The sequence below is a fragment of the Humidesulfovibrio idahonensis genome, assembly GCF_054657715.1.
The window spans coordinates 485,173-508,907 of sequence record NZ_BAAHYE010000002.1; the positions used below are offsets into that span (position 1 = coordinate 485,173).

Consider the following 23,735-nt stretch of genomic DNA (forward strand, 5'->3'; position numbering starts at 1 on the left):
CCTTTAAGCCTTCCGGACGTTGACCATGAAGGCCTTCGACTCGGGGATGCCGGTGTTCGGGTCGCCCACGGAGGGCACCAGCAGGTTGGCGGCGTCGCCGCCGCTCTTGTCGTTTGGCCAGCGCCAGCCGAAGTGCCAGGGAATGCCCACTTCATGGACGGTCTGCCCCTGCACGGTGAAGGGCTTGAAGCGCTTGGTCACGATGGCGATGGCCCAGAGCTTGCCGCGGCTGTTTTCCAGCCAGACCTTTTCACCGTTCTTGATGCCGCGCAGCTCCGCGAGCTCTTCGCTCATCTCGCAGAACATCTGCGGCTCGGCCTCGATCAGCCAGGCCTGGGGCCGGGTCTGCAGGCCCGTCTGCCAGTGCTCGGTGACGCGGTAGGTGGTGCAGACGAAGGGGAAGCGCGGGTCGCACACGCTGTGCTTCTCTCCCGCGAACTTGAGGGCCGTGGGGTTGTGCAGCACCTTGGAATACGGGTGCGCGCTCACCGGGCATTCCAGCGGTTCGTAGTACTCGGGGAAGGGACCGTCGTTCAGGCCGGGGCCAAAGAGCGCGCCCATGCCCTCCACCTGCATGATGAACGGATGGATGGCGCCGGGAGCGCCGCCGCCGTCAACCACGTCGATGTCCCACTTCTTGCCCTCGGCGTTCCAGGCCAGCACGGCCTTTTGCGGGGCGTAGGGCTTGCCGGTCATGTCCACGCTGGCGCGGTTGTAGATGACGCGGCGGTTGACCGGCCAGGCCCACGACCAGTTGGGGTACAGGCCCACGTTGGCCTGGGCCGGGGTCTGCTCCTTGGAGCGCTTGGCCGCGCGGTTGCCCTTGGGGTCGGTCTCCACGTAGGAGCCGCAATACACCCAGTTGCCGCTGGTGGTGCTGCCGTCGTCGCGCAGGTCGGGGAAGGCCGCAACCTGCGTGCCCTTCTTGAAGACCTTCACGCTGCCATCGGGCTGCTTCACTTCCACGTCGCGGGTGTAGTAGCCGTTGATGAGCCGGGCGGTCTTGTGGGCGTCGAACTCATGTCCGTGGCCCATGGCTTCCCAGTTCATGCCCAGCACGGGCGCGGGGAAGGCGCCGCCTTCCTTCTTGTACAGCTCGCGCACCTTCTGGGCCAGTTCGTAGATGATCTCGCCGTCGGGGCGGCTGTCGCCCAGGGGCTTCGGGCCCTGGTAGCGCCACTGCATCCACCGGCCGGAGTTGGAAACCGAGCCCTCTTTCTCCACGCTGACGGAGCAGGGGAGCATGAAGACCTCGGTCTTGATCTTCTTGGGATCCATGCCGGGGCCCTGCCAGAAGCTGCCGGTCTCGTTGTCGTAGATGTTGACGTTGACGAGCCAGTCGAGCTTGGTCAGCGCCTCGCGGGTCTTGTTGGTGTTCGCGCCGGAGCACGCGGGGTTCATGCCCCAGGCGAAGAAGCCCTTGAACTGGCCCTTCAGCATGTCGTCAAAGAGCGTCAGCCAGGAGTAGTCCTTGCCGGGCTCCAGCTTGGGCAGCCAGTCGAAGGCCTTGGCGGGCTCCTCGTTCTCGTAGAAGCTCTTGATGAGGCTGACGGCGTACTTGGGCTGGTTCTTCTTCCAGTTCAGGCTCTTGGGGTCCTTGGTGGAAGGGGCGATGCGCTTCAGGTAGTCGGCCAGGGCCTTGTCGCCCGTGTTGGGCGTGGGCAGGTAGCCGGGGATGATGTGGTAGAGCAGGGCCTGGTCGGTGCTGCCCTGCACGTTGGACTCGCCGCGCAGCGCGTTGACGCCGCCGCCGGCCACGCCCATGTTGCCCAGAAGCAGCTGCACGATGCTCATGGCGCGGATGTTCTGCACGCCGACGGTGTGCTGGGTCCAGCCCATGGCGTACATGACCGTGCCGGCCTTGTCCGGCTTGCCCGTGGCCGCGTAGGTGTCGAACACCTCAAGAACCTTTTCCTTGGGCGTGCCGCACATCTCCACCACGCGGTCCAGCGTGTAGCGGCCGTAGTGCTTTTTCAACAACTGGTACACGCAGCGGGGATTGGCCAGCGTGTTGTCGCGCTTGATGTTCCCGTCCGCGTCCTTGTCGAAGGCCCACTTGGCCTTGTCGTACTTTCTGGACTCGTCGTTGAAGCCGCTGAACATGCCGTCGTTGAAGTCGAAGTCCTTGCCCACAAGGAAGGATGCGTTGGTGTAGTTCACCACGTATTCCTTGAAGATGAGGTTCTTTTCAACGATGTAGTTGATGAGGCCGCCAAGGAAGGCGATGTCCGAACCGGAGCGCAGAGGCGCGTAAAGGTCCGCCTTGGAGCTGGTGCGCGTGAAGCGCGGGTCCACATGGACAACCTTTGCGCCTTTTTCTTGCGCGCGGGTGACCCACTTGAAGGAAATGGGATGGTTTTCGGCAGCGTTGCTGCCCATGATCAGAATGCAATCACTGTTCTTGAGGTCGATCCAGTGATTGGTCATCGCACCGCGTCCGAACGACTCTGCCAGAGCCGCCACAGTGGCGCTGTGTCAAATACGGGCCTGATGTTCTATGTAGGTTAACCCCAGCGAACGCAGAAAGGCCTGGTAGGCCCAGCACTCCTCGTTGTCCATGGCGGCGGAGCCGACGGAGGCGATGCCCTCGCAGCGGTTCACGGTCAGGCCCTTGGCGTTCTTTTCGGCAAAGCTGGCGTCGCGGTCGCGCTTGATGTTTTTGGCGATGCGCTCCAGCGCCCAGTCCCAGCTCTTGGCTTCCCACTTGGTGCCGTAGGGCTTGCGGTACATGACCTTTTGCAGGCGCGGGTTGGGCTGGCCGGGGTTGCCCTCGGCGAGCTGCCAAATGCTGGCGCCCTTGGCGCACAGCGCGCCTTCATTGATGGGATGGTCCGGGTCGCCCTCGATGTTCAGGGCGCGTTTGGCGCCGGAAAGGGCCGTGTTGACGATGAGCCCGCAGCCGACGGCGCAGTAGCAGCACACGGTGGTGGTCTGCTTGCTCCACTCTGGCTTGAGCTGGGCTATGCGGTCGACGGCGGCCTTTGCCGCGGCGGGCTTGGCGGCAAAGCCAATTCCGGCGAAGGCGGAGGAGAGGGCTGCGGTTGCGGAGAGTTTCAAGAACCCTCTGCGTGAAAGCGTCATGGTGCCTCCTTGGTTATGAGGTTTAAAGTCAGCTGCCGAGCGTTTCGCGGTCGAGCCGGATGAGCAGCTCGGCTCCGGAGAGCACGGGGGGCGCGTCGAAGCGGGGCTCTTGCAGGGGCGCTTCCTGTTTGAGGAAGGGCACAAGCAAAAGACCCGACACCTTGCGCCGGACCTCCGCCAGATCCAGGCCCAGGCCCCCGAAGGGGAGCATGGTCAGGCCGGGATCACGTTCTGTGGAAGATGGGGAATCCATAAAATACCTCCACGGTATGAGGATCACGATAGGCCATAAAAACGTGTGCGCGTCAAAAGAAGGGACGGTTATGCAAGTTTTGGCACCGGCGCGCACAAAGCGCTGAGCAGAAAAGGGCGCAGGTCGCTTTGGCGGTGGTTGAAGCGCAAGGCGAGTTCCTTGAGGTACAGGGGAAAACGCCGCCACGACAAGCCCTTGAATTGTTTGAGCCGCGGCTTGGCGAAGTCCCAGAAGGCGCAGCCGCCGCTCTCGGCGAAGACCTGGCCGGGGTGGCGCAGCAGGTAGTGGTAGGGCAGGCTTTCGTCGCCGCAAAGAATCAGCGCGTCGTAGGTCTTGTAGCGGTCGGTGATGAGGATGCTGCCGTGCCGCGCCACGCGCAGGTGGAAGTTGTGGTTGAAGTGCAGCACGCTCTCCGCAGTCAGCTCCGGCAAGAGGTCCACAAAGATGTGCTGGTTGCGGTGCAAGATGCCGTACACCGGCAAGCCCGCGCCGGATGGAGCTTCCTCGGGCTCGCGGCCGCTGTCCAGAAGGGCGGCCAGGGGCGCGCCCGGGCCAAGCAGCTGCGGCGCGTCCGCCCCTTGGGCGAGAATGGCCAGCCGCAGCACGGTGAGGGCCTTGAAGGCGGTGTTGTAGGAGATGCCGACCTTTGCCGCGGCCTCGCGGGTGCTCAGCTCCTCGGTAAAGGCCTGTGCCAGGGCGTTCCACTTGAGGGCGGAGAGGCCGGCCTCGTTCAGCCAGCGGCCCGTGAAGTCGTGGAAGGTGTAGCGGCAGCCGCCGCAGCGCAGCCGTCCGCCGGTCAGCTGATAGGGCGCGGGCGTGTTGCAGCGAGGGCAACGCTTTTGGCCCGTCGGCCAGCAAAGGTCCAAAAGCTCGGCGCGGGCATCGGCCTCGCTTGCCGGCGCAGCCGGGGGGGTGTCGGTCTCGTTGGGCATGTTCAGGCCACCTCGCCCTGCTGCATAGCACGAAGTCCGCCCTGTGCCAAGGCATGGGGAGGATTTTCGACGGGTAGGCGCGGCGATGATCCTTCCGCCCCGGCAAAGCGGCCTTGGCGCGCCTTTTCGGTTGAAGCGGCCCCCCAACTGACGTACGCTGCGGGAACTCTTCCGCGTGCCGCCGCCGGCCGCGCGCAGGAATCATTGCTCGGGAGGCATGTGGGCGCAAGCTGGTTCAACCGCACGGTGTGCATGCTTATTCTGGCCGCGCTGCTTTGCGCCTGCCGCGCGCAGGGCGGCAAGGAGGCCGTGGATCAAAGCGCGCCCGGCGTCACGGAGACGCGCGTCACCCTGGGGTCCTCCCTGGCGCTCACGGGCCACGCGAGCTACCTGGGCTCGCAGACCCTGCGCGGGGCGCTTTGCTACCTCAAGCACGTGAACGAGACCGGCGGCGTGCATGGCCGCAGGATCGAGCTTGTGCCCTACGACGACGCCTACGACCCGCCGCGCTGCCTGGCCAACACGCAAAAGCTCATCGTGGAGGACAAGGTCTTCGCCTTGTTCGGCTACGTGGGCACGCCCACCACGGTGAAGATTCTGCCCATGGTGGAGGACGCGCGCATCCCCCTGCTGGGCATGTTCACCGGGGCCAACGCCCTGCGCGAGCCCTTCAACCGCTTTCTGGTCAACATCCGCGCCTCCTACTATCAGGAGACCGCGGCGGCCGTGCGCCATCTTGTGGCGGACCTGGGCCTCAAGCGCATCGCCGTGTTCTACCAGTACGACGCCTACGGCTTCGACGGCCTGACCGGCACGGAGCTGGCGCTGAAGGAGTTCGGTCTGGCTCCGGTGGCGCGCGGTTCCTATGTGCGCGGCACCCTGGACATAGAAGACGGCTTCGCCAAGATCGAGGACTCCCGCGCCGAGGCCGTGGTCATGATCGGCACCTCCGACCCGTGCGCGCGCTTTGTGGAGCTGGCCAAAGACTCCGGCTTCGGGCCCATTTTCTACGCCGTGTCGTTCGTGGGCGCGGAGGAGCTGGCCCGCAGGCTGGGGCCGAAGCCCGGCGCCGTGGTCATCATGAGCCAGGTGGTGCCGCCCATCGAGAGCGCCTCGAGCGCGCCCCAGGGCGGCGCGCGGCAATACGTGGAGCTTTTGGCCAAGTATTATCCGGAGGACAAGCCCAACTCCGTGGGGCTTGAGGGCTACTACAACGCCCGCATTCTTGTGGAGGCCCTGGAGCGCGCGGGCAGAAACCTCACCCGCGAGGGCTTCATCCAGGCCCTGGAGTCCATCCGCGACCTGGAGCTGGGGCCCGGGCTGGTGGCTTCCTTCGGGCCGGACAACCACCAGGGGCTGCGCCAGGTGTTCTTCACGCGGCTGGTGGAAGGCCAGTTCACCCTTGTGGACTCCTGGCCCAATGTCGGCCGCGCCCTGACCCGCCAGCGGGGCTCCGGCAACGGGGGCGCGCCATGAGCCCGGTGCGCCGCGCCCTTGCGCGCTACGAGTCCTTGAGCCTCAAAAACAAGATCTTCCTGTCCATTCTTGGGGTGGTGCTGGGCATCAGCGTGGCCATAGCCTTTCTCGCCCGGTACATCCTGGTGTCCTCGCTCACCGCGGAACTGGAGCTGCGCGGCAGCGCCATCGCCCACTCCGTGGCCGAGCGCGGCGGCGCGTATGTGCTGGACAAGAACACGCCCATGCTGCTTTCGCTCATCTTCGACGAAGCGCGCCTGCACGAGCGCAAGAACCTCATCGCCTACATCTTCGTCACCGACCAGGACGGCCTGGTGCTGGCCCACACCATGACGCGCGCCTTTCCGGCGGAGCTGCGCCAGGCCAACGTCCTTGAGCCGGGCGAAAGCCGCAGCGTGCGGCTGGTCAACGTGGAGCACGAATCCATCCACGACATCGCCGTGCCCATGAACGAAGGCCTGTACCGCATCGGCTCCGTGCACGTGGGCCTTTCCAAGAGCCACATCGACAGCCTCATCGCCACCCTGCGGCTCACCTTCCTGGGCTTCATCTCGGCCGTCATCCTCATCACCTTCTATCTTTCCGACCGCTTGACCCGGCACATCATCCGGCCCCTGTCCAAGCTCACGCGCATTTCCGACGAGCTCTCGCGCGGGAACTTCAACATCTCCCTCGACATGCAGGAGGAAGACGAGCGCTGGCGGCCCATGGACTGCCCGGCCTATGCGGACACCGAGATGCCCTGCTGGCACTTCGACCAGTCCGCGCGGCAGGCCGTGGTGCACCGCACCTGCGAAAGCTGCGTGTTCTACCGCAAGCGCCAGGGCGACGAGGTGGTCCAGTTGGGAGACAGCTTCCGCAACATGGTCTGGAGCATCAAGCTCTATCGCCGCCGCCTGCGCGAAAGCGAGGAGAAGTACCGTTCGCTCTTCGACTCCGGCCCGGACCCGGTGTTCGTGGTGGACTGCGCGGACTTCGCCATCAAGGACGCGAACCCGCGCGCGCTGGAGCTCTACGGCTATGAAAAGCACGAGCTGCTGGGCAAGAGCTATCTTTCCCTCGGACCGGAGAACCGCGACGACTGCCTGCTCTCCTTTGCGGGAGAAGACGCGCCAGGAGCAGGCGACGGAGGCCCGACCGCGGCCGCGGGCTGCCTGTATCATCCCAAGGTGCTGCACTACAAAAAAGGCCAGCGTCCCTTCTACGTCAACGTCCACGCCTGCTCCATCTCCTACCGGGGCCGGCACGCCATCATCATCTCCGTCACGGACATCACCGAGATGATCGAAAAGGACGCCCAGCTCATTCAGGCGGGCAAGATGAAGTCCCTGGGCGAGATGAGCGCGGGCATCGCCCACGAGCTGAACCAGCCGCTCAACGCCATCAAGATGGGCAGCGAGTTTTTGGCGCTTTTGGACGAGCAGGGCCATGCGGTCACGCCCGAGTCGTTCCGCCAGGTGGTGCGCGAGATAAGCGGCCAGGTGGACCGCGCCGCGGAGATCATCAACACCCTGCGGGCCTTTGGCCGCAAGGCGGAGATCTTCAAGGAGCGCGTGGACGTGAACCATCCCGTGACCAGCGTGCTGACCATCGTGCGCCGCCAGTTCGAGCTGGACAACATCCGCTTCCGGCTCGACCTGGGCGAAAACCTGCCCCCGGTGCTGGCCCACGACAACCGCCTGCAGCAGGTCTTTTTCAACCTCTTGACCAACGCGCGCGATGCTATAAACGAAAAGAGCCAGCCGACGGACTCGGGCGCGCTGCGGCTCATCACCATAGAGACGTGCGCGGGCGGCGGTTTCGTGGTCGTCAGCGTGTCCGACACGGGCATCGGGCTGGACGAGGGCGTGCGCGACAAGATCTTCGAGCCCTTTTTCACCACCAAGGAGACGGGGCAGGGCATGGGCCTGGGGCTGGCCATCAGCTATGGCATCGTGCGCGACTACGGCGGCGAGATCCGCATCGAGAGCGCACCCGGGCGCGGCGCGCGCATCAGCCTGATTTTCCCCCAAGCGGCATGAGAACGGCGGCAGAAGGAAGGAAGCACGCATGGACAAGAAAATACTGGTCATCGACGACGAGCAGCCCACGCTGAACATGTTCCGCCTGCTTTTGGGGGCCTATGGCTACGAGACCCTGACCGCCGCCAACGGGGCCGAGGGCGTGGAGATCTTCGAACGCGAACGGCCCGGCATCGTGCTCACGGACATCAAGATGCCGGTCATGGACGGCATCGAGGCCCTGCGGCGCATCAAGGACCTGGACCCCCACGCCGAGGTCATCGTCATCACCGGCCACGGCGACATGGAGCTGGCCATACGCGCGCTCAACCTCGACGCCACGGATTTCCTCAACAAGCCTGTGCAGCGCCAGGGCTTGAGCCAGGCGCTTTCCCGCGCGGAGGAGCGCCTGGCCATCGCCAGAACGCACAAGCAGGAGATCGCTGTAACCGAGGAGGACGGGGCGGCGGCGCTCATTCTGCGCGGCAGCGTCACCGCGCGCTCCGAGCCGTTTCTGATCCGGGCCATGGCCGCTGCGCGGGCCCTGGACAAGGCCGAAATCGTGCTGGACTTCGACGAGAACGCGAGCATCAACGGGGCCGGGCTGGCCATTTTGACGCGCCTGCTGCAAGAGGCGCGCGACAACGGCGACAGCGTGCGCATCCGCGGCTTGTCCGAGAACTTCCGCAAGGTCTTCGAGGTGGTGGGCATATCGCGGCTGGTGGAGCCCAGCCGCATGCAGACGCCCGGCTGATCCGCCTGAACATCGCGCTTTTTGCGCCGCGCTTTCCGCATGGCCGGGGAGCGCGGCGTTTTATTTGCGCAGCAAGCGGCCAAGGCCCCACAGGGCGAGGATGTACAGTGGAATGAAATAGGAGGCCGGACCTGCGCTGCGCCACAAGAAGGGCATGGGGATGCCGTCGAAGCGCCACGAAAGCCAGGTGAGGGCGGCGCAGGCGGGCCAAAGCAGGCCGGCGCCCCGCCCGGCGGAAAGGGCCAGGGTGTTGCCGTAGGCTTGCTGCGCCAGGTGGTTTTGCGCCAGGTAGGCCTTCTTGTCGCCCTCCTGCAGGGCGCGCACGGAAAGGTCGCTGTGCTTTTGCGCATCGCCTTCCTCGCGCTCCTGGCGGACGCGCTGCACGCGGGCCACCAGGGCCATGCTGGCTTTGCCCAAAGCCGCGCTGGCCACGGCCAGAACGAAGACGCCAAAGACGAAGCCAGCCTCGGGCGGTCCCGGCAGGCGGAAGGGGGCGATCAATATCGCGTCGAGAATTTGGAAGGGGTTCATGGCGTTGGCGAAAGGGGCCCCTCCCCCTTGCGGAGGAGGAGCCCGATGCCTGGCGTCTTACACGCCGGGAATCTTGATGCCGGCGAAGCCGGCCAGGGTGTAGCCGAGGCCGATGTAGAGCGAAAGCACGATGAAGATGCGCTTCATCAGGGCGTCGGAGAGGTACTTGGAGGTCATGGGGCCCACGATGGAGCCGAGGGTGATGCCCACGAGCTCGATGCCCACCAGGTGCCACTCGATGGGAGTGCCCTTGCTGATGAGGGTGACGATGCTGGTGATCATGCTGACGAGCACGGCCAGGGCGCTGGTGCCCGCGGCCAGGTACATGGGCAGTTGGGTGACGCTGGTGAGGAAGGGCACCAGCAGGAAGCCGCCGCCGACGCCCAGGAAGGCAGCCACGGCGGAGATCACGATGCCGCCCAGGAAGGGGACAAAGGGATTGAAGTGGAAGGGCACGCCGTAGAAGGTGAATTCGCAGGTGGCCATGGTGAAGCGCTGGATCTTGAGGCCAAGATTGCATTCTTCAATTTTTTCGCCGCACTTCTGCTTCTTCACGGCGTCCTCGAAGGCCTTGGCGGCCTCTTTGGCGGTCTTCTGCTTGCTCTTGGCGCCCGGGGTGGTCTGGTAGAAAAGCCAGCAGCCCAAGAACAGAACGAACAGGCCGAAGTAGCCCTGGTAGGACTTGAAGTCGAGCTTGCCCGCGGAAAGGGCGGCCGCGCCATAAGCGCCCAAGAGGGAGCCCAGGCCCAGGCTGATGGCCAGCGGCAGCACAAGGCGCTTCATCTTGAGGTAGTTGAAGGAGCTGATGGCCGCCGAGGTGCCGACCAGGAACTGGTTGGAGGCCTTGATGGAGTCGGTGACGATCTTGCCGAGTTCCGGCGCGGTCTTCTTCAGCCCGCCGGCATAGTTGCCGAAGCCGAACACGCTCATGTGGCCCACGCCCGCCATGACGCCGCCGAAGGCGCCCACGGTGGAGAAGATCCAGCCGACCCACACCGCCCAGGCAAAGGCCAGGATGATGCTGACGTTGGGCGCGCCGGGAATGCCGAGGAAGCCCGTGGGCTTGGTCTCGTCGATCATGCCGGGCTCGGTGCCGCGGGGGGCCTTGGCGATGGCGTCGGCAAGCTTGTTGCCGGTGCTGGCCGCGTCGGCCGGTTTGGCGGCGTTGGTGGCATTGGCCACTTCAACGGCTTTGGTCTCCGTCGCGGCCGGGGCCGGAGCGGCCTGCTGGGCTGCTGCAACGCCCAGCCACAGGCTGACCGCCAATGTGGCGGCAGCAAGAGTCAGGTAATGACGTTTGTTCATGTTCACAACACTCCTCCAGATTATAGTAGCCCTATGTCACAGCTCCGCGCCGCACACGCGGAGCATAGGTCGCGGTTTTATGAGGCGGGACGGACGAACGTAAGGGCCTTTGCCGTGCAGCCGGTAACGCAGGCGGGGTCCATACCCTGGTCGACCCGGTCCTTGCAATAGTCGCACTTCTTCGTTTTTCCCCAGGCCTCGATGAAGACGGGGACATCCCAGGGGCAGGCGTCCGCGCAGCGCTGGCAGCCGATGCAGGCGTCGTTGTCGAGCCAGACCAGCCCGTCCTCCGGGCGTTTGGCAAGGGCGCCGGCGGGGCACACCTTGACGCAGAAGGGGTCGTCGCACTGCATGCAGTTCTGGTAGACGAACTCCATGCGCGGCCTGCCGTCCGGTCCGGTAAAGGGGCCAAGGGCCTTGATGCGGTTCAGCGACAATCCGGCCGGGAGCTTGTTGCGCATGTTGCAGTGAACAAGACAGGCCTTGCAGCCTATGCAGCGGTTGGGATTAAGCGCGATACGGTAGAGGCTCATGATTCACCCCGCCCTGTCCTTCCAAAAGTTGAAGTGATTCCCGTTGCTGGCAGGGCGTGAGCGTTTGCGCAACGCGCCAGCACACCCTGGAGAGGTATTCCCAGTTCAGCATCGTAAACCATAACGTTAAGCGGGTTGTCAAGTGACGCGCCTATTCGTTCTTTTTTTCTCATATACGCACATCAATTCCTATTTTGTGGGATGGAATAGATTTCGCCGCATAGCGGCTCTGGTGTTGGAATATCGCTCTTCCCCCCTAGCCAGGACTGATGGGTTGTGCTAAGGGGGTATGCATCGTCTTTTGACTTGTATTCAGGAGGGCCTCATGGGTCGAGAAATAACGTACAGCGTCTGCGGCATGTGCACAGTGCGCTGTCCCGCCGCTGTTGATGTAGAAGACGGCCGGGTGGTTTCGGTCTTTGGCAACCCGCACGCGGCGGGAGTGAAGGGCGCCCTGTGCGCGCGCGGCGCGGCCGGACCGGCCCTGCTCTACGACGACGAACGTCCCCAGACGCCGCTCATCCGCGCCGGCGGGCGCGGCGAGGGCAAATGGCGCGCCGTCTCGTGGGACGAAGCCCTCGACTACGTCGCGGACAAGCTCGCGGCCATCCGCACCGAGCACGGACCGGAGGCGCTGCTGCTCTCCGACCGCGGCGGACCTTTCGTCGATTTGACGCGCGCCTTTGTGCGCGGGTTCGGCTCGCCCAACTACTGCAACCACGACACAGCCTGCGCGCGCAACGTGCAGCACGCGGCCCTTTCCGTGTTCGGCTGCGGCCGCAAGGAGCTGGTGTACGACCTGAAGAACGCGCGGCACGTGGTGCTGCAGAGCCGCAACATCCTGGAAGCCATCAACGTGAAGGAGGTCAACGACCTCATGGACGCCCGCGAGGCCGGGTGCAAGCTCACCGTGGTGGACATCCGCGCCAACGTGCCCGCCGCCAAGGCGGACAACTTCTTCCTCGTCCGCCCCGGCACGGACTATGCCTTCAACCTCGCGGTCATCAACACCATCCTGGCCGAAAAGCTCTACGACCGCGCCTTCGTCAAGGAATGGATAGCCGACCTGGACGCGCTCAGGGCCTTTGTCGAGCCCTACACGGCGGAGTTCGCCGAGAAGGAAACCGGCGTCTCCGCCCAGGCTTTGCGCCTGTTCGTGCGCCAGTTCGCCAAGGCCGCGCCCCAGGTCATCTGGCATCCGGGCTGGATGACGGCGCGCTACGAGGACTCGTTCTACGTCAGCCGCACGGCGTACATCATCAACGCCCTCATGGGGGCCATAGGCGCCAAGGGCGGCCTGCCGCTCTCCTGCAAGCCGGGAGACGTGGGCCGCAAGGGGCTCAGGCCGCTCATGGAGCTGTTTCCCAAGCCGGAGAAGCCCCGCGTGGACGGGGCCGGGTGGGGCGAGGGCAGAACGCACTTCGACGGCGGGCCCGGGCTGGTCAACCTGGCCTTCGAGGCCATCGCCTCGGGCAAGCCCTATCCCATCAAGGCCTACATCGCCCACCGGCACGACCCGCTCATGGCCTTCCCCGATCAGCAGGCCGTGAAAAAGCTGTGGGAGAAGCTCGACCTGCTGGTGGCCGTCACCTTCAGCTGGTCCGACACGGCCTGGAACGCCGACGTGGTGCTGCCCATGAGCACGTACCTGGAGCGGGAGAGCATCCTCGGCAGCAAGGGCGGGCTCAAGCCGCAGTTCTTCATCAGAAAGCGCGCCGTGGCCCCGCGCTTCGACACCCGCGCCGACTGGGAGATCTACGCCGGGCTGGCCAAGCGCCTGGGCATGGAGCCCCTGGCCGTGACCCGGCCGGAGGAATTGTGGTCGCGCCAGCTCGAGGGCACGGGCGTCAGTCTGGCGGACTTCGAAGCCAAGGGCTTTGTGGAGCTTGCGCCCAAGCCCACGTACAAGCCGCTTTCGTTCAAAACGCCCTCCGGCAAGATCGAGATGCTTTCGGCCAAGCTGCTGAAGGACGGGCTGGAGGCCCTGCCCGCGTATGTCTCGCCGGCGCATCCGCCGAAGGATGCCTTCCGCATCGCCTTTGGCCGCTGCGGACTGCACACGCAAGGCCACACGGTGAACAATCCGCTGCTCTTCGAGCTCATGCCGGAGAACGTGCTGTGGATCAACAAGACTCGGGCCAAGGCCCTGGGCATCGAGCACATGGACATGGTTGAGGTGGCGCCCGTGGCCGCGGGCGGCACGCCTGGACGCCTGCGCGCCTTTGTCACGGAGTTCATCCACGCCGAGTGCGTGTTCACCGTGCACGGCTTCGGCCACACCCTGCCGGTGGAGAGCCGGGCCCAGGGCCGCGGCGTTTCGGACAACGAGCTCATGCCGGGCGGTTTCGGCCGCTGGGACAAGGCGGGCGGCGCCGTGGCCATGCAGGAGAACTACGTCACCGTGCGCCGCGTGGAGGCCTAGGCCGCCGCAGGTCCGTTCACAAGACGCCAAAAGGCCCGCCGCCAGGACATGCCTGGGGCGGGCCTTTTCTTTGCCGCGCGCCGGAGGCTCAGGCCTTGGCCATGCCCTCTATGACTTCGCGCAGCTGGTCGGCCAGGCGCTTCAGTTCGTCCACGTCGCGGGCGGCCTCGTCCATGCCGGCGGAGGTGCGCAGGGCGATGTCGTTGATCTCGCCCACGGCCTCGTCCACCTGCATGCTGGCGCTGGCCTGCAACTCCACGGCGGTGGCTATGCCGCGCACGCGCAGGGTGGTGTCGTTGACCATGCCGACGATCTGGCTCAGGGCCTCGCCGGAGCGGCCGGCCAGCTCCGAGGTGCGCTCGATGGCGCGCGCGGCCTGGTCCACCTGGGCCACGTTGGCCCGCGTGCCCTGCTGGATGCTGCCGATGGCCTCGCCCACCTCGCGGGTGGCGTTCATGGTCTTTTCGGCCAGCTTGCGCACTTCGTCGGCCACGACGGCGAAGCCGCGGCCCGCATCGCCCGCGCGGGCCGCCTCGATGGCGGCGTTCAAGGCCAGCAGGTTGGTCTGGTCGGCAATGTCGCTGATGACGTTCATGATCTGGCCGATGGCCTCGGCCTGGCGGCCCAGGTTGCCCATGTTCTCCTTCAGGGCCATGGCCTGGGTGCGCACCTCCTCCACGGAGGAGACGACCTCGCGCACGACGCCCGCGCCTTCGTCGGCCTTGCCGCCGGCGTTTTCCGCGCCCTTGGCCGCCACGTCCGCGCTCTCGGTTGCGCCGCGGATGGACTCGCTCATGTCGCCCATGGCCTGGGTGGTTGCGCCGGCACGCTCGCGCTGCTGCGCCGCGCCGTCCTCGGCCTTGGCGATCTGGTCGGAGAGCCGCCTGGAGCAGTCGAGCAGGGCGTGCACCACTGCCTCGGCCTGCTTGGCCGCGTCGGTGACGACCTGGTTCTGGGCCATGATCTGCGATTCCTTCTCGCGCAGCTCGGTCAGGTCTGTGTACAGGCACAGCGCGCCCATGAGCTTGCCGTTGATGGAATTGTAAAGAGGCGAGGCGGAGATGTAGATGCGGCGCACCGCGCCCTTGCGCCCGGTGAGGTCCACCTCGCGCAGCACGGTCTTGTTCTCCTCCATGGCGGTGCTGAGCACGGTCTTGCGCGTGGCGTCGCCGTAGAAGAAGTGGGCCACGTTCTGCCCGATGAAGTCCTCCGGCCTGCCCTGGTGCTGCAAGAGGTCCAGCAGGGGCTGGTTGGTCATGGAGAGCTTGCTGGACTCATCAACCACCACATACGGGGTGGCTATGCCGCCCAGCACGCCCTGGGTGAAGCCGAGGGAGTCCTGCACCTTGGCGGCCATGGCCTCCAGCGCGCCGGAGACCTCCTTGAGCTCGCCGGTGAACTCTCCCAGCAGGCACTGCTCGAAGTTGCCCGCGGCCTGGCAGAGGGCGAAGGCCTGGATCTCGCGCAGGGGGCGCAGAATCATGCGGCCGCCCATGAACAGCAGCACGGACATGGCCGCGAGCAGGATGAGCCCCATGGTCAGCACCACCTGGAAGGAGCGGCCCTCGCTGGCTTTGTACGCCTCAAAGGCGGCCTTGGAGGTCTTGCCCTGTTCCTCGATGGCCTTTTGGACGATGTCCTTGATCTCGCGCCACTTCTTGGTTTCTTTTGTGTTCAGCAGATCGATGGCCGCCTCGGTCTTGCCCTCCGTGCCCAGGGTCATCACCTCGGCCTTCAGCGCGCCAGACTCGGTCCAGAGGGCCGGCAGGGGCTTCAACGCCTCGGCCATGGGGCCCTTGGACAGACGCAACGCCACCTCAAGGGACTTGCTGAACTTGTTGTTGGCTGTCTCGTAGTTTTTGCGCGCGGTTTTATCCACGGGGTTCAGCACCACGTTGCGCGTGGCCTGCTCGGTCTGCAGCCCTTGGGCGTACATTTCCTGCAGTTGCCCAAGCAACGCCTCGTCTACATTGATGATGTCCTCGAATGTGCTGTCGATATGCCTCGACTGCAGTGTGAATAAAATGAGGGTCGAGGCGAATCCTGCAAGAGTTACGCAGCCCAATATGATAAGTAGCGCTTTGATGGTCATGCGCTTCACAGGGTATCCTCCTGTTGTAATAGTTATTACGCGGGCCTATGTGCGGCCACGGATAATGGACTATAGAAGATAAACCCTGGAGGAAATAAAATCAACAGGGAGGGCTGATTATCGCAACAGCTTATGGTGCATCAGAAAAATACTGCTTCGAACCAGTATATCTGCGTAGCCGGATCGCGCCAGGCGGTGGAGGGAAGTCCAGCCTTGCGGCAGGTTTGCGCCAAGAACTGCTGGCGGTCCCAGCCCCACTCGACGGGCACCTGGGGCAGCAGCAGGCCCTTGCGCGCGCCCTGGCGCATGATGAGCCCGTGGCGGCCCACCTCGACCAGCTCCGGGTCCGGGCAGGGTTCTATGGGCCCCAGAATGGAGATTTCGATCTCCAGGTCCGCCATCTCGCCCCTGGTGAGCGGGGAAAAGCGCGGGTCCTGAAAGGCCGCCGCCTGGGCCATGTTCCACACGGTCATATAGAGCGGGCCCTGGCCGACGATGTTGCCGATGCAGCCGCGCAGCTGGCCGTTGCGTTTCAGGGTGACGAAGGCGCCCAGGTCGCGCCGGGTCAGTTCGGAGGGCGGCGGCGGGGGCGTCGCGTCGTCCTTTCCGGCCAGGCCGCTGGCGATGGAGAGGGGCACAAGGCCCTTGAGGTAGGCCTTGTCCGCTTCGGTGGGGGAAAGTTGGAAATGCGCCATGACGAACTCCTTTCCGGGTCTGTCCTGTCAGGCCGATCTGGCCATATGAATGTGGCGCGGCGACGGAGCGCAGCGCCGGGATCGGCTGATGGGGCGGTCCGTCGGCGCGCCCGTCGCTTGAGCGGGGCCTGCCCTTCGGCCTAGGCGGGCTGGAAACCCGGCTCCAGGCCGGGGCTCGCCAAAAAGGGCAGGGCTGCGCAGCCGCAAAACGCCGGGGCGGCGGCGTCCACCAGCACGTGGCGGTCCTGCACCTTGAGCCGTCCCTTGGCCAGCCAGGCTATGGCCTGGGGGTAGATGCAGTGCTCCAGCTTCAAGATGCGCGCGGCCAGGGCCTCTCCCCCCTCGCCGGGCAGGGCGGGCACCGCGGCCTGGATGATGACCGGGCCGTGGTCCATGATCTCGTCCACGAAATGCACGGAGCAGCCGGCCAGGCGCACGCCGTAGCTGGCGGCGTCGGCCGCGCCGTGGGTGCCGGGAAAGCTGGGCAAAAGCGCCGGGTGGATGTTCACCACGCGGTGCGGAAAGGCGCGCAGAAATTCCGGGGTGAGCATGCGCATGAACCCGGCCAGGGCGATGGCGCCGGTCTGTGCGTCCACGCCGTGCTCATGGATCAGGCGGACCATTTCGGCGTCGAAGGCCTGGCGCGTGGCGAAGGCCGTGTGCGGCAGGGCTATGGCCGGAATGTTCTTGTTGCGCGCGCGCGTGAGGCCGTAGGCGTCGGCCTTGTTGGAAAGCACCACGCGCACTTCGGCGTCGACAAGGCCTGCGTCGATTTTGTCCAGAATGGACTGGAGGTTGGAACCGCCGCCAGAAACGAGCACGGCAAGGGGCATGGGCATGGGGCACTCCGCGTTGCGTTGACTGTCCGTGCGCCGTCATATCGGCCCGGCATGGCCGCTTCTATCTCTTTTCCGGCCGGAAGGGAACCGGGGGGCGCAGCTTGTCAAACGGAACGTTCCTGCATATCATATTTGGTTCCAGGCGGTGGAACATATTGTTCCGCCGCACAACCGCACATGAGGTTTCCCGATGGCTCTGCGTGTTTTTTCTCGCCGCCGCGCGGCCGCTTGCCTTGCCGGCTTCTGTTTGGCTTTGCTTTTGCCCGGCCTGGCCTTGGCCGTTTCCGTGCCACAGCCCGTGGAGCAGAACCTGACCGCCCTGCTGGCCCTTTCGCAACGGCGCGGCACCGCCATCAATCCGCAAGACTACGACGCGCTGCTCGACTATGTCACCATGTCCAAGGGCGACGGCCGGGAGCTTGTGCCCGCCCGCAGGCTGGACGCCAACGGCACCGTGCTGCGCGTGACCATGAAGACCGGCCTGGCCCGGCTCATGCGCTACTGCTACAACCCCTCCATTCCGAACTACCTGCTGTTTCCCAGCGTGCTGCGCCTCTCCGGCTGGTACCAGGGCAGCGACATATTGACCAAGGACTCCAAGCCCTGGCTGAACCTGGGCAAGTCCGACAAGCCCGAGGCCCTGTGGGGCCAGGAGTACGAGGTCAACGCGCCGGACTCCTTCGGCGGCGGCTACTACCGCTATGACCTGAACCGCCTGCTCATCATGACCAAGCACAACGGCAAGAACGTGCTCATCTCCATCTCCAAGCAGAAGGACAAGTCCACCGTGGGCAAGAAGGCCGTCATTCTGGATGAGGGCGAGTGGAACTACTTCTACTCCGGCATCAACGGCCTGAACAAGGGACTCATCGGCTGGGCCGACACCTACCTCTACGACTCCGCCTCGGTGCAGGTGTTTGTTGAGGACAACGGGCACCAGACCACCTTTATGTTGTTCAAGTGGCTGCGCGCCGGCTGGGCCGGCATGAACATGGTGCAGAAGGACCACATCAACGACGGCGTGACCCGCTACGCCAACGCCTTCAAGCGCATCGTCGAGTCCGACCGCCTGCCCGACCCGGACGAGCTGGCCGCGCGCGTGCGCGAGCTTTCCACCATGAGCGAGGCCGAGCTGAGCCGCAAGATCGCGGCCTACGCCGTGGCCATAGAGAACATCGCCAAGACCTCCCCGGCCATGAAGAAGAGCGAGTTCCAGAAGGTTGTGGAGAACGGCAAGTACGCCAACATCCTCACCCACGAGGAGCGCGTGGGCGCCATTCTGGTGGAGTACCTGAAGAGCCGCCTGGGCAAGCACCCGCTGGTGGACTTCCCCGCTCCCTCGCCCGCCGTGTTGACCCGGCACAAGGCCGGCTAGCCCGCACGAACCCCAAGGAGACCGCCATGCTGCTGAGCGAATCCGACGCCAAGTTCAAGTACTGTCCGCTGCTCAAGACCAAGGACGACAAGCTGAAGTTCTGCCTGGGCTCCATGTGCATGCTGTGGCGCTGGGCCGACTTGGCCAAGACCGGCGCGGACGAGGCCGGCTACTGCGGCGCGGCCGGCCCCATCGCCGCCGCCGCCGCCATGGGCGCGGCCGCCGAGGCGGACTCCAAACCCATTGAGGACTATTAGCCCCATGCCTGTTTCCTGCGTCGCCAAGCCTGGCGTTTTCGGCCAGGCCGGAACCGCGCGCCTGCTCGCCACCTGCCCGGACCGCTCGGGCATCGTGGCCGCGGTGAGCGGCTTTCTGCACAAGCACGGGGTGAACATCACCCATTCCGACCAGCACTCCACCGACCCCGAGGGCGGCCGCTTCTTCATGCGCCAGGAGTTCTACCTCTCCGGCCTGGAGAACTGCCTGGACGAGCTGCTGCGCGACTTCGAGGCCGAGGTGGCCAGCCAGTACAAGATGACCTGGCGGCTTGTGCCCGCGCGGCGCAAAAAACGCATGGCCATTCTCGTCTCCCGCCTGGACCATGCCCTGATGGACCTTTTGTGGCGCGTGGGCCGGGGCGAAATGCCCGCCGAGATCCCGCTCGTCATCAGCAACCATCAGGATTTGCGGGCCGCCGTGGAGTCCTTCGGCGTGGCCTTCCACCACGTGCACGTGCCCGAGGCCCACGACGCCCCGCGCGGCAAGGGGCTCTCCCTGCCCGAGGAGCGCATGCTCGAACTGCTGGACAACGCGCCCGGCGGCCCAGTGGATCTCGTGGTGCTGGCGCGCTACATGCGCATCCTCTCTCCCGCCTTCGTGAAGCGCTTTCCCCAGCGCATCATCAACATCCACCATTCCTTCCTGCCCGCCTTCGAGGGCGCGGACCCCTACCGCCGTGCCGCGGAGCGCGGGGTCAAGCTCATCGGCGCCACGGCGCACTACGTCACCGGCAAGCTCGACAAAGGCCCCATCATCGAGCAGGACGTCATCCGCGTGTCGCACCGGCACCGGCTGGAGGAACTCAAGATCCTCGGCCGCGACATCGAGCGGCAGGTGCTCTCCCGCGCGGTGCGCTGGCACCTGGAGGACCGCGTGCTGGTGGACGGCAACAAGACCATCGTGTTCGCTTAGGCCCAGGCGGGTCCAGCCAATCATTCCTGCGGATTGCCCTGTCTGCGCAAGGGGTTGCCGCAAATTTGATAGTTAGGTACCTTTTTATCTTGACAGGCGCGCCCGGAGGATTATTGTCTCCTTGTGTCTATAAGGCACCTAACTAACCAAGCCAAGGAGCAACACATGTTTGGACACCATCGCCAGAGCGGAATGCACCACGGGCAGGGCAGCCGACGCGGCCTCGGCCTCGGCAAGGACCAACGCTTCTGCGGCGCAGCCACCGACCCGCGCGTGGAACTGGCAAGCGCATGGGCCGCACCTACCGAAAACGTCTGCCCCCTGTGCCGCAACCATTGCCCTCTCGACGCGCCGGGCTGCCCCAAGGGCTGCGCCTTTGCCGCGCGCGCGGCACGCTAGGAGGGGGGCATGCAGACGCAGACATTCCCGACGCCCGTGAACGCCGAGGATCTGGCCGACCTGTTCCACCGCGTCACACGGCTCATGGCCCGGGCCTTCCACCGGCGAGATCACTCCGGCCACGCCCAGGCCCATGTTTTGGAACTGCTGGCCCAACGCGGCCCCATGGGCCAGGGAGAGATGCTGGAGATCCTCGACGTGCGCGCCTCATCTCTCAGCGAGGTGCTCGCCAAGCTGGAGCGCGCCGGGCGCGTGCGCCGCCGCCGCAACGAACAGGATCGCCGCAGCTTCATCATCGAGGCCATGCCCGGAGCCGGGGCCGTTGACGCAAGCGCGGACGACGCCCGCCGCGAGGCCTCCGAGGCCCTGTTCGCCGGGCTGAACGAGGCGGAGCGCATCGAGCTGCGCGCGCTGCTGCTCAAGCTGGCCGCTCCGCTGGAGATCGATCCGCTCTGCCGGGCGGACGAGGATCACGCGCACGGCGGGCACTGCCACGGTCGGGGGCGGGGTCTTGGACATGGCGGTCCCGGCGGGCGCTGCGGTACCGCCGGAAGTGGACCGGGAAGGCGAGGCGGCGGTCGCCGCGGTCAAGAATGAGCACAGGAGACTGGAGCATGAACACCTACGCATATCAGATTACTGTGGAGCAGGCCTGCGTGCCGGGCATGCAGAATGGCACGCCGGATGATTCGCCAATGGGCGAATGGAATGAGAACGGCGGAACGACACTGTGCTTCCAGGCTGCGGGACACGAGGACTGGTTCCGCCTCTTGGGCAGGGCGCAGCAGCTCGGGCTGGCCGAGGGCGGAGCGCCAGCGCTTGTGCTGGGCCTCAAGCTGCTGGGCGGTGTGGTGTTGGCCAACCGCGACAATGTTTTGTTCGAGGAGCTGCGGCCCCAGCTCGGGGTCTTTATGCAAAGGTTGAAGCGCGGCTAGGGGGCGGGCGCGCTCGGAACAGATGGCGGCGGAGCTTGCAGCGCGCCGAACTTCAAAAGCAGTTCGGTGAGCTTGGCCTTGACGTTCTGCGTGGTGCGCGCCACCTGCGCCAGGTCGATGACCACGAGGAAGTCGCGCCGGAAGGGCGCCTTGTCCCACAGGGCGCGGATGAGGGCCTGCAGCGGCACGCTGTCGCGCACGGAGGTCCGGAACACTCGCCCCTTCCGGTCGAGGCAGCCCATAAGTCGCAGTGTTTTGTTCATCTCGACGACGAGCCAGCGGGTTTGCACCGCGCGGCAAGGCGCGCCGGTGTGGCGGGACAGGGCGGGAACGACCACGCCGTGGGAGAGGGTGAGCAGAATCCTTCGGGTCGGCGACGGGTTGACCATGGTGCATCTCCTGTTGAGGTGAAAGGGATCATGATCTCCCAGAACTTCGCTCCGAAGTCGACCCAGAGGACCTGATATTCGAGGCTCTCGAAGCCTGGCATTTCGGGCAATTTTGAGCCGTCTCGATTTCATTTCATGCGATTTCAGCGTGTTGCCGCAAGGCGATGAAGCGTAAACCTCTCCGTCACTCCAAACCACAGCAAACGAGCAGGAGCTTGCGTTCCCATGCTTACGACGACGCCGGGGCGCGTCAGACATTGGAACATGCGGAGAGGCTTGTTCAGCCTGCCCAGAGGGTTGGCGGCGGCAAACCCGAATGCATGCCTGGCGTTCTGCGCCAGCGCTTGCGCGGAGAATGCGCAATGGAGCGGGGATATTTCGCCGTGTGATGGGGCGCATGGTCGGCAAAGGCGCATTCAAGAGGGTGAGCCGCCGGGAAATGAACCGTCGGCACGCGCTGCGGAGTGACGGCGGCGACGAAGAGTAGCAGCAGGCCGAAAAACGCGAGCAGAAGAACAAGAATGGCGGCAGACAGCATCGCTGGCGACCGGGCACGTTACGGTTGCGGCTGGCGGTTTTCGCCGCCGGGCTCCAACTCGCCCCACAGCTTGCGCAGGTATGACGGCGAAACCTGGATGCGCAGCTGCTTCGAAAAGTAGCGCGCGACAAGCCGGAATCCCAGGCCCTGGCCGTGGAGCTCACGTACAAGCGCCCAGCGCTGAAGCATTTTGTCCCGCTTGGGCGACGGTCGCTCCTCCCTCAAGTTCCTGGCGCGGGACTCGCGCACGCGCTGAAAATCTGCAAACTGCTCTGGCCCGGCGACCCGAAAACCACGTCGGCGGACCGTGTCGAAGCCGAAGCGGCGGATGGCAATGAGCAGGGCGACTTACGGAGTGGGTGGCGAGGCCGTGGCGCACGCGGCGAAGGCGTCGGCAAGGATGCGTTCGCGGTCAGCTTCGGCGAGGCCAACGAGCCAACGGAGAGCGCGGGCGCGCTCATTCGCTGTGCTCAAGCCGGAAGGATGCGTCGCGAGCTTCGGCACGGCCTACCTCAAGTACGTGTCCACGCTGTCCATGCGGTTGTGCGCGATCTCGTTTGCCACGGCCTGCTTCGCCTCTTCGTGGGACATGCCTTCTTCGATGGCTTCGTGCATGCGCGCCTGGGCGAAACTGTGCTTGAGCCCGTGCGTTCCCCAGCCAGGCGCATACTGTCCCGTTGCCCGCGCCGCTGCTTCCACTGCCCGCAGGAAGGTGCGGTACGGTGAAGCGAGCTGGCCGTGCTCCGCAATGTGCGCTTCGAGTTCGAGGTACGTCTCCGGCGTCAGGAAATGCTCGGTCCGCTTGCCGCCTTTCTCCGTGACCACAATACGCCCGGCGGCCGCACCGGAGACAGGGTCCGTTCCCATGCCGAGCAGGTTGGTGGCTGTGAACGGGTTGCTGCCGCGTGCCGGAGCGCCGACGCCTTCCGCGCGGCAGCCGGTTTCACCCATGAGGCGAGCCTGCAGGCGCAAAGTAGGATCGGGAATGGCGGCGTAGAGCCCCTCCGGGTCGGGATACGCGCGAGTCGTGTAGCCGTCGGAACGCGCGGAAAGCTCGGCGCGCCAGTGGGCTTTTCCTTCCGCCAGGACTGTGCGCATGCCCTCGGCGGACTCCCCTCCGTGGCGTTCGGCGTAGACGTCGAGCGCATGGGAGAGCTTCGTGAGCGCCGAGATTTCGCGCTCAAGGGTCTGGAAGGAGCCGCCAGCGTCGCGCAGCGTCTGGCCACGACCTGTGATGTACATGCGGACAAAGCCGGAGACACGCCGCGCCTGGCGAAGGTCGTGAAGGGCCGCGCGCTGCAGGAACTCCACGAAACGATGGATGTCCTTTCTGTATACGGCCCAAGTGCCTGTGCCTCGGATGAAGCGCTTGTCCACGGTGCCCTTCTTCCTTCCAATCGCACGGATGCCGCCGAGGAGCGCCTCCGCTTGCCCGTGCAAATTCTTTGGCCATCTATTCGTCCCCATGTCCTCCGCCCTTCCGTTCCGCTCCGTTTCGCTGCCGTTCTCGTTGAGTAGTGTGCTCTTTCTGCGAGCAGGCTCACGCGCCGAGCTTGTCGGCATGTGCGCCAGGAATTGTCCTTGCGCCAGCGGTAGCAACTCCGCCGATCCAATTTGCGCTGCGTCTCCTCTTGCAGCGTTGTTCGGACTGGACCGTCCGTGGTTCTCTCGCGGTATGCGAGCGATTCTGGGCCTTGAGGCGACTTCCTGGTCACCCCGGCAAACTGTTGGTGGGCGATTTCAGCCACTCCGTCGAGCGGGCGGCGTCCTCGTAGCCCAAGGCTCCGAAGCCCAAAAACAAAACAAAGGCACAGAGTAGTCTGCGCCCTGGGCTGAAAAAAATGCAAGTGCCGGAGAATGGGTTTTTGAAAGGAGGCTGTGAAATTGGCGGGAATGAAATCCTGTCCGGTTTTGTTGACAACGCGTGGCCGTCAACAAAACCGGACACAGCGGTGGCTTCGCCCGTTAGAGCAGAGGGGAAGAGTGCGCGCTTCT

Annotated in this window: 22 protein-coding genes; 10 read left to right on the plus strand and 12 right to left on the minus strand. The window is 65.2% G+C overall.

What is annotated here, in order from left to right; all coding sequences use genetic code 11:
* Nucleotides 1-3: 3 nt before the first annotated feature.
* The 3 genes from fdnG to ACYQ4W_RS02590 all read right to left on the minus strand — a co-directional run bounded on the left by fdnG (nucleotide 4) and on the right by ACYQ4W_RS02590 (nucleotide 4,266).
* Nucleotides 4-3,081 (minus strand): formate dehydrogenase-N subunit alpha, encoded by a 3,078-nt coding sequence (fdnG, locus tag ACYQ4W_RS02580; protein WP_459852447.1) that lies wholly within the window; start codon nucleotides 3,079-3,081, stop codon nucleotides 4-6.
* A 28-nt stretch (nucleotides 3,082-3,109) separates the two neighbouring features.
* Nucleotides 3,110-3,334: a hypothetical protein gene (locus ACYQ4W_RS02585; RefSeq protein WP_459852450.1), complete on the minus strand. Its 225-nt coding sequence runs from the start codon at nucleotides 3,332-3,334 to the stop codon at nucleotides 3,110-3,112.
* A gap of 68 nt (nucleotides 3,335-3,402) precedes the next feature.
* Nucleotides 3,403-4,266, minus strand: a complete 864-nt coding sequence (locus tag ACYQ4W_RS02590; protein WP_459852453.1) for a transposase — start codon at nucleotides 4,264-4,266, stop codon at nucleotides 3,403-3,405.
* 252 nt (nucleotides 4,267-4,518) lie between these two features.
* Between ACYQ4W_RS02590 and ACYQ4W_RS02595 the strand changes: the two genes are divergently transcribed.
* The 3 genes from ACYQ4W_RS02595 to ACYQ4W_RS02605 are packed head-to-tail and all read left to right on the plus strand — an operon-like array spanning nucleotide 4,519 to nucleotide 8,496.
* Nucleotides 4,519-5,742, plus strand: a complete 1,224-nt coding sequence (locus ACYQ4W_RS02595; protein WP_459854433.1) for an ABC transporter substrate-binding protein — start codon at nucleotides 4,519-4,521, stop codon at nucleotides 5,740-5,742.
* Nucleotides 5,739-7,763: an ATP-binding protein gene (locus ACYQ4W_RS02600; protein ID WP_459852455.1), complete on the plus strand. Its 2,025-nt coding sequence runs from the start codon at nucleotides 5,739-5,741 to the stop codon at nucleotides 7,761-7,763. Before ACYQ4W_RS02595 ends, ACYQ4W_RS02600 begins: the two co-directional genes overlap by 4 nt.
* A 28-nt stretch (nucleotides 7,764-7,791) precedes the next feature.
* Nucleotides 7,792-8,496, plus strand: a complete 705-nt coding sequence (locus ACYQ4W_RS02605; RefSeq protein ID WP_459852457.1) for an STAS domain-containing protein — start codon at nucleotides 7,792-7,794, stop codon at nucleotides 8,494-8,496.
* Between the two features lie 60 nt (nucleotides 8,497-8,556).
* Here ACYQ4W_RS02605 and ACYQ4W_RS02610 read toward each other — a convergent pair whose 3' ends face one another.
* The 3 genes from ACYQ4W_RS02610 to ACYQ4W_RS02620 all read right to left on the minus strand — a co-directional run bounded on the left by ACYQ4W_RS02610 (nucleotide 8,557) and on the right by ACYQ4W_RS02620 (nucleotide 10,865).
* Complete coding sequence (locus tag ACYQ4W_RS02610; protein ID WP_459852459.1) at nucleotides 8,557-9,027, minus strand: hypothetical protein; 471 nt, start codon at nucleotides 9,025-9,027, stop codon at nucleotides 8,557-8,559.
* 57 nt (nucleotides 9,028-9,084) lie between these two features.
* Nucleotides 9,085-10,332, minus strand: coding sequence for a sulfite exporter TauE/SafE family protein (locus ACYQ4W_RS02615; RefSeq protein ID WP_459852461.1), 1,248 nt, complete (start codon nucleotides 10,330-10,332; stop codon nucleotides 9,085-9,087).
* A gap of 77 nt (nucleotides 10,333-10,409) precedes the next feature.
* A complete protein-coding gene (locus ACYQ4W_RS02620; protein WP_459852463.1) occupies nucleotides 10,410-10,865 on the minus strand; it encodes a 4Fe-4S dicluster domain-containing protein in 456 nt (151 codons plus the stop codon).
* A gap of 325 nt (nucleotides 10,866-11,190) precedes the next feature.
* On the opposite strand from ACYQ4W_RS02620, the gene ACYQ4W_RS02625 reads away from it, so the two are divergent.
* Nucleotides 11,191-13,287, plus strand: a complete 2,097-nt coding sequence (locus ACYQ4W_RS02625; RefSeq protein ID WP_459852466.1) for a molybdopterin-dependent oxidoreductase — start codon at nucleotides 11,191-11,193, stop codon at nucleotides 13,285-13,287.
* An 88-nt stretch (nucleotides 13,288-13,375) separates the two neighbouring features.
* Here ACYQ4W_RS02625 and ACYQ4W_RS02630 read toward each other — a convergent pair whose 3' ends face one another.
* The 3 genes from ACYQ4W_RS02630 to purN all read right to left on the minus strand — a co-directional run bounded on the left by ACYQ4W_RS02630 (nucleotide 13,376) and on the right by purN (nucleotide 16,913).
* Nucleotides 13,376-15,379, minus strand: coding sequence for a methyl-accepting chemotaxis protein (locus ACYQ4W_RS02630; protein WP_459854435.1), 2,004 nt, complete (start codon nucleotides 15,377-15,379; stop codon nucleotides 13,376-13,378).
* Nucleotides 15,380-15,519: 140 nt separating this feature from the next.
* Nucleotides 15,520-16,074 (minus strand): AmmeMemoRadiSam system protein A, encoded by a 555-nt coding sequence (gene amrA, locus ACYQ4W_RS02635; RefSeq protein ID WP_459852468.1) that lies wholly within the window; start codon nucleotides 16,072-16,074, stop codon nucleotides 15,520-15,522.
* 140 nt (nucleotides 16,075-16,214) lie between these two features.
* Entirely contained in the window at nucleotides 16,215-16,913 is a 699-nt protein-coding gene (gene purN / locus ACYQ4W_RS02640) for a phosphoribosylglycinamide formyltransferase (RefSeq protein WP_459852470.1), read from the minus strand.
* A 190-nt stretch (nucleotides 16,914-17,103) separates the two neighbouring features.
* On the opposite strand from purN, the gene ACYQ4W_RS02645 reads away from it, so the two are divergent.
* From ACYQ4W_RS02645 to ACYQ4W_RS02670, 6 genes are all read left to right on the plus strand, one after another.
* Nucleotides 17,104-18,288: a hypothetical protein gene (locus tag ACYQ4W_RS02645; RefSeq protein ID WP_459852473.1), complete on the plus strand. Its 1,185-nt coding sequence runs from the start codon at nucleotides 17,104-17,106 to the stop codon at nucleotides 18,286-18,288.
* Between the two features lie 26 nt (nucleotides 18,289-18,314).
* Nucleotides 18,315-18,545 carry a hypothetical protein gene (locus ACYQ4W_RS02650; protein ID WP_459852475.1) on the plus strand — a complete coding sequence of 77 codons (231 nt, stop codon included), beginning with the start codon at nucleotides 18,315-18,317 and terminating at the stop codon, nucleotides 18,543-18,545.
* Nucleotides 18,546-18,549: 4 nt separating this feature from the next.
* Nucleotides 18,550-19,479, plus strand: coding sequence for a formyltetrahydrofolate deformylase (purU, locus tag ACYQ4W_RS02655; RefSeq protein WP_459852477.1), 930 nt, complete (start codon nucleotides 18,550-18,552; stop codon nucleotides 19,477-19,479).
* 165 nt (nucleotides 19,480-19,644) lie between these two features.
* Entirely contained in the window at nucleotides 19,645-19,878 is a 234-nt protein-coding gene (locus tag ACYQ4W_RS02660) for a hypothetical protein (protein ID WP_459852479.1), read from the plus strand.
* Nucleotides 19,879-19,887: 9 nt separating this feature from the next.
* A complete protein-coding gene (locus ACYQ4W_RS02665) occupies nucleotides 19,888-20,475 on the plus strand; it encodes a MarR family transcriptional regulator (RefSeq protein ID WP_459852481.1) in 588 nt (195 codons plus the stop codon).
* Nucleotides 20,476-20,492: 17 nt separating this feature from the next.
* Nucleotides 20,493-20,813 (plus strand): DUF3861 family protein, encoded by a 321-nt coding sequence (locus tag ACYQ4W_RS02670; protein ID WP_459852483.1) that lies wholly within the window; start codon nucleotides 20,493-20,495, stop codon nucleotides 20,811-20,813.
* On the opposite strand, the gene ACYQ4W_RS02675 is transcribed toward ACYQ4W_RS02670, so the two are convergent.
* The 3 genes from ACYQ4W_RS02675 to ACYQ4W_RS02685 form a co-directional block, all read right to left on the minus strand.
* Nucleotides 20,810-21,202, minus strand: coding sequence for a hypothetical protein (locus tag ACYQ4W_RS02675; protein ID WP_459852485.1), 393 nt, complete (start codon nucleotides 21,200-21,202; stop codon nucleotides 20,810-20,812). The two genes, ACYQ4W_RS02670 and ACYQ4W_RS02675, sit on opposite strands and share 4 nt — an antisense overlap.
* Before the next feature lie 556 nt (nucleotides 21,203-21,758).
* The gene (locus ACYQ4W_RS02680) at nucleotides 21,759-21,929 is read right to left on the minus strand and encodes a hypothetical protein (protein ID WP_459852487.1); all 171 of its coding nucleotides are present in this window, start codon (nucleotides 21,927-21,929) and stop codon (nucleotides 21,759-21,761) included.
* 318 nt (nucleotides 21,930-22,247) lie between these two features.
* Nucleotides 22,248-23,117 (minus strand): hypothetical protein, encoded by an 870-nt coding sequence (locus tag ACYQ4W_RS02685; RefSeq protein ID WP_459852489.1) that lies wholly within the window; start codon nucleotides 23,115-23,117, stop codon nucleotides 22,248-22,250.
* Nucleotides 23,118-23,735: the final 618 nt, after the last annotated feature.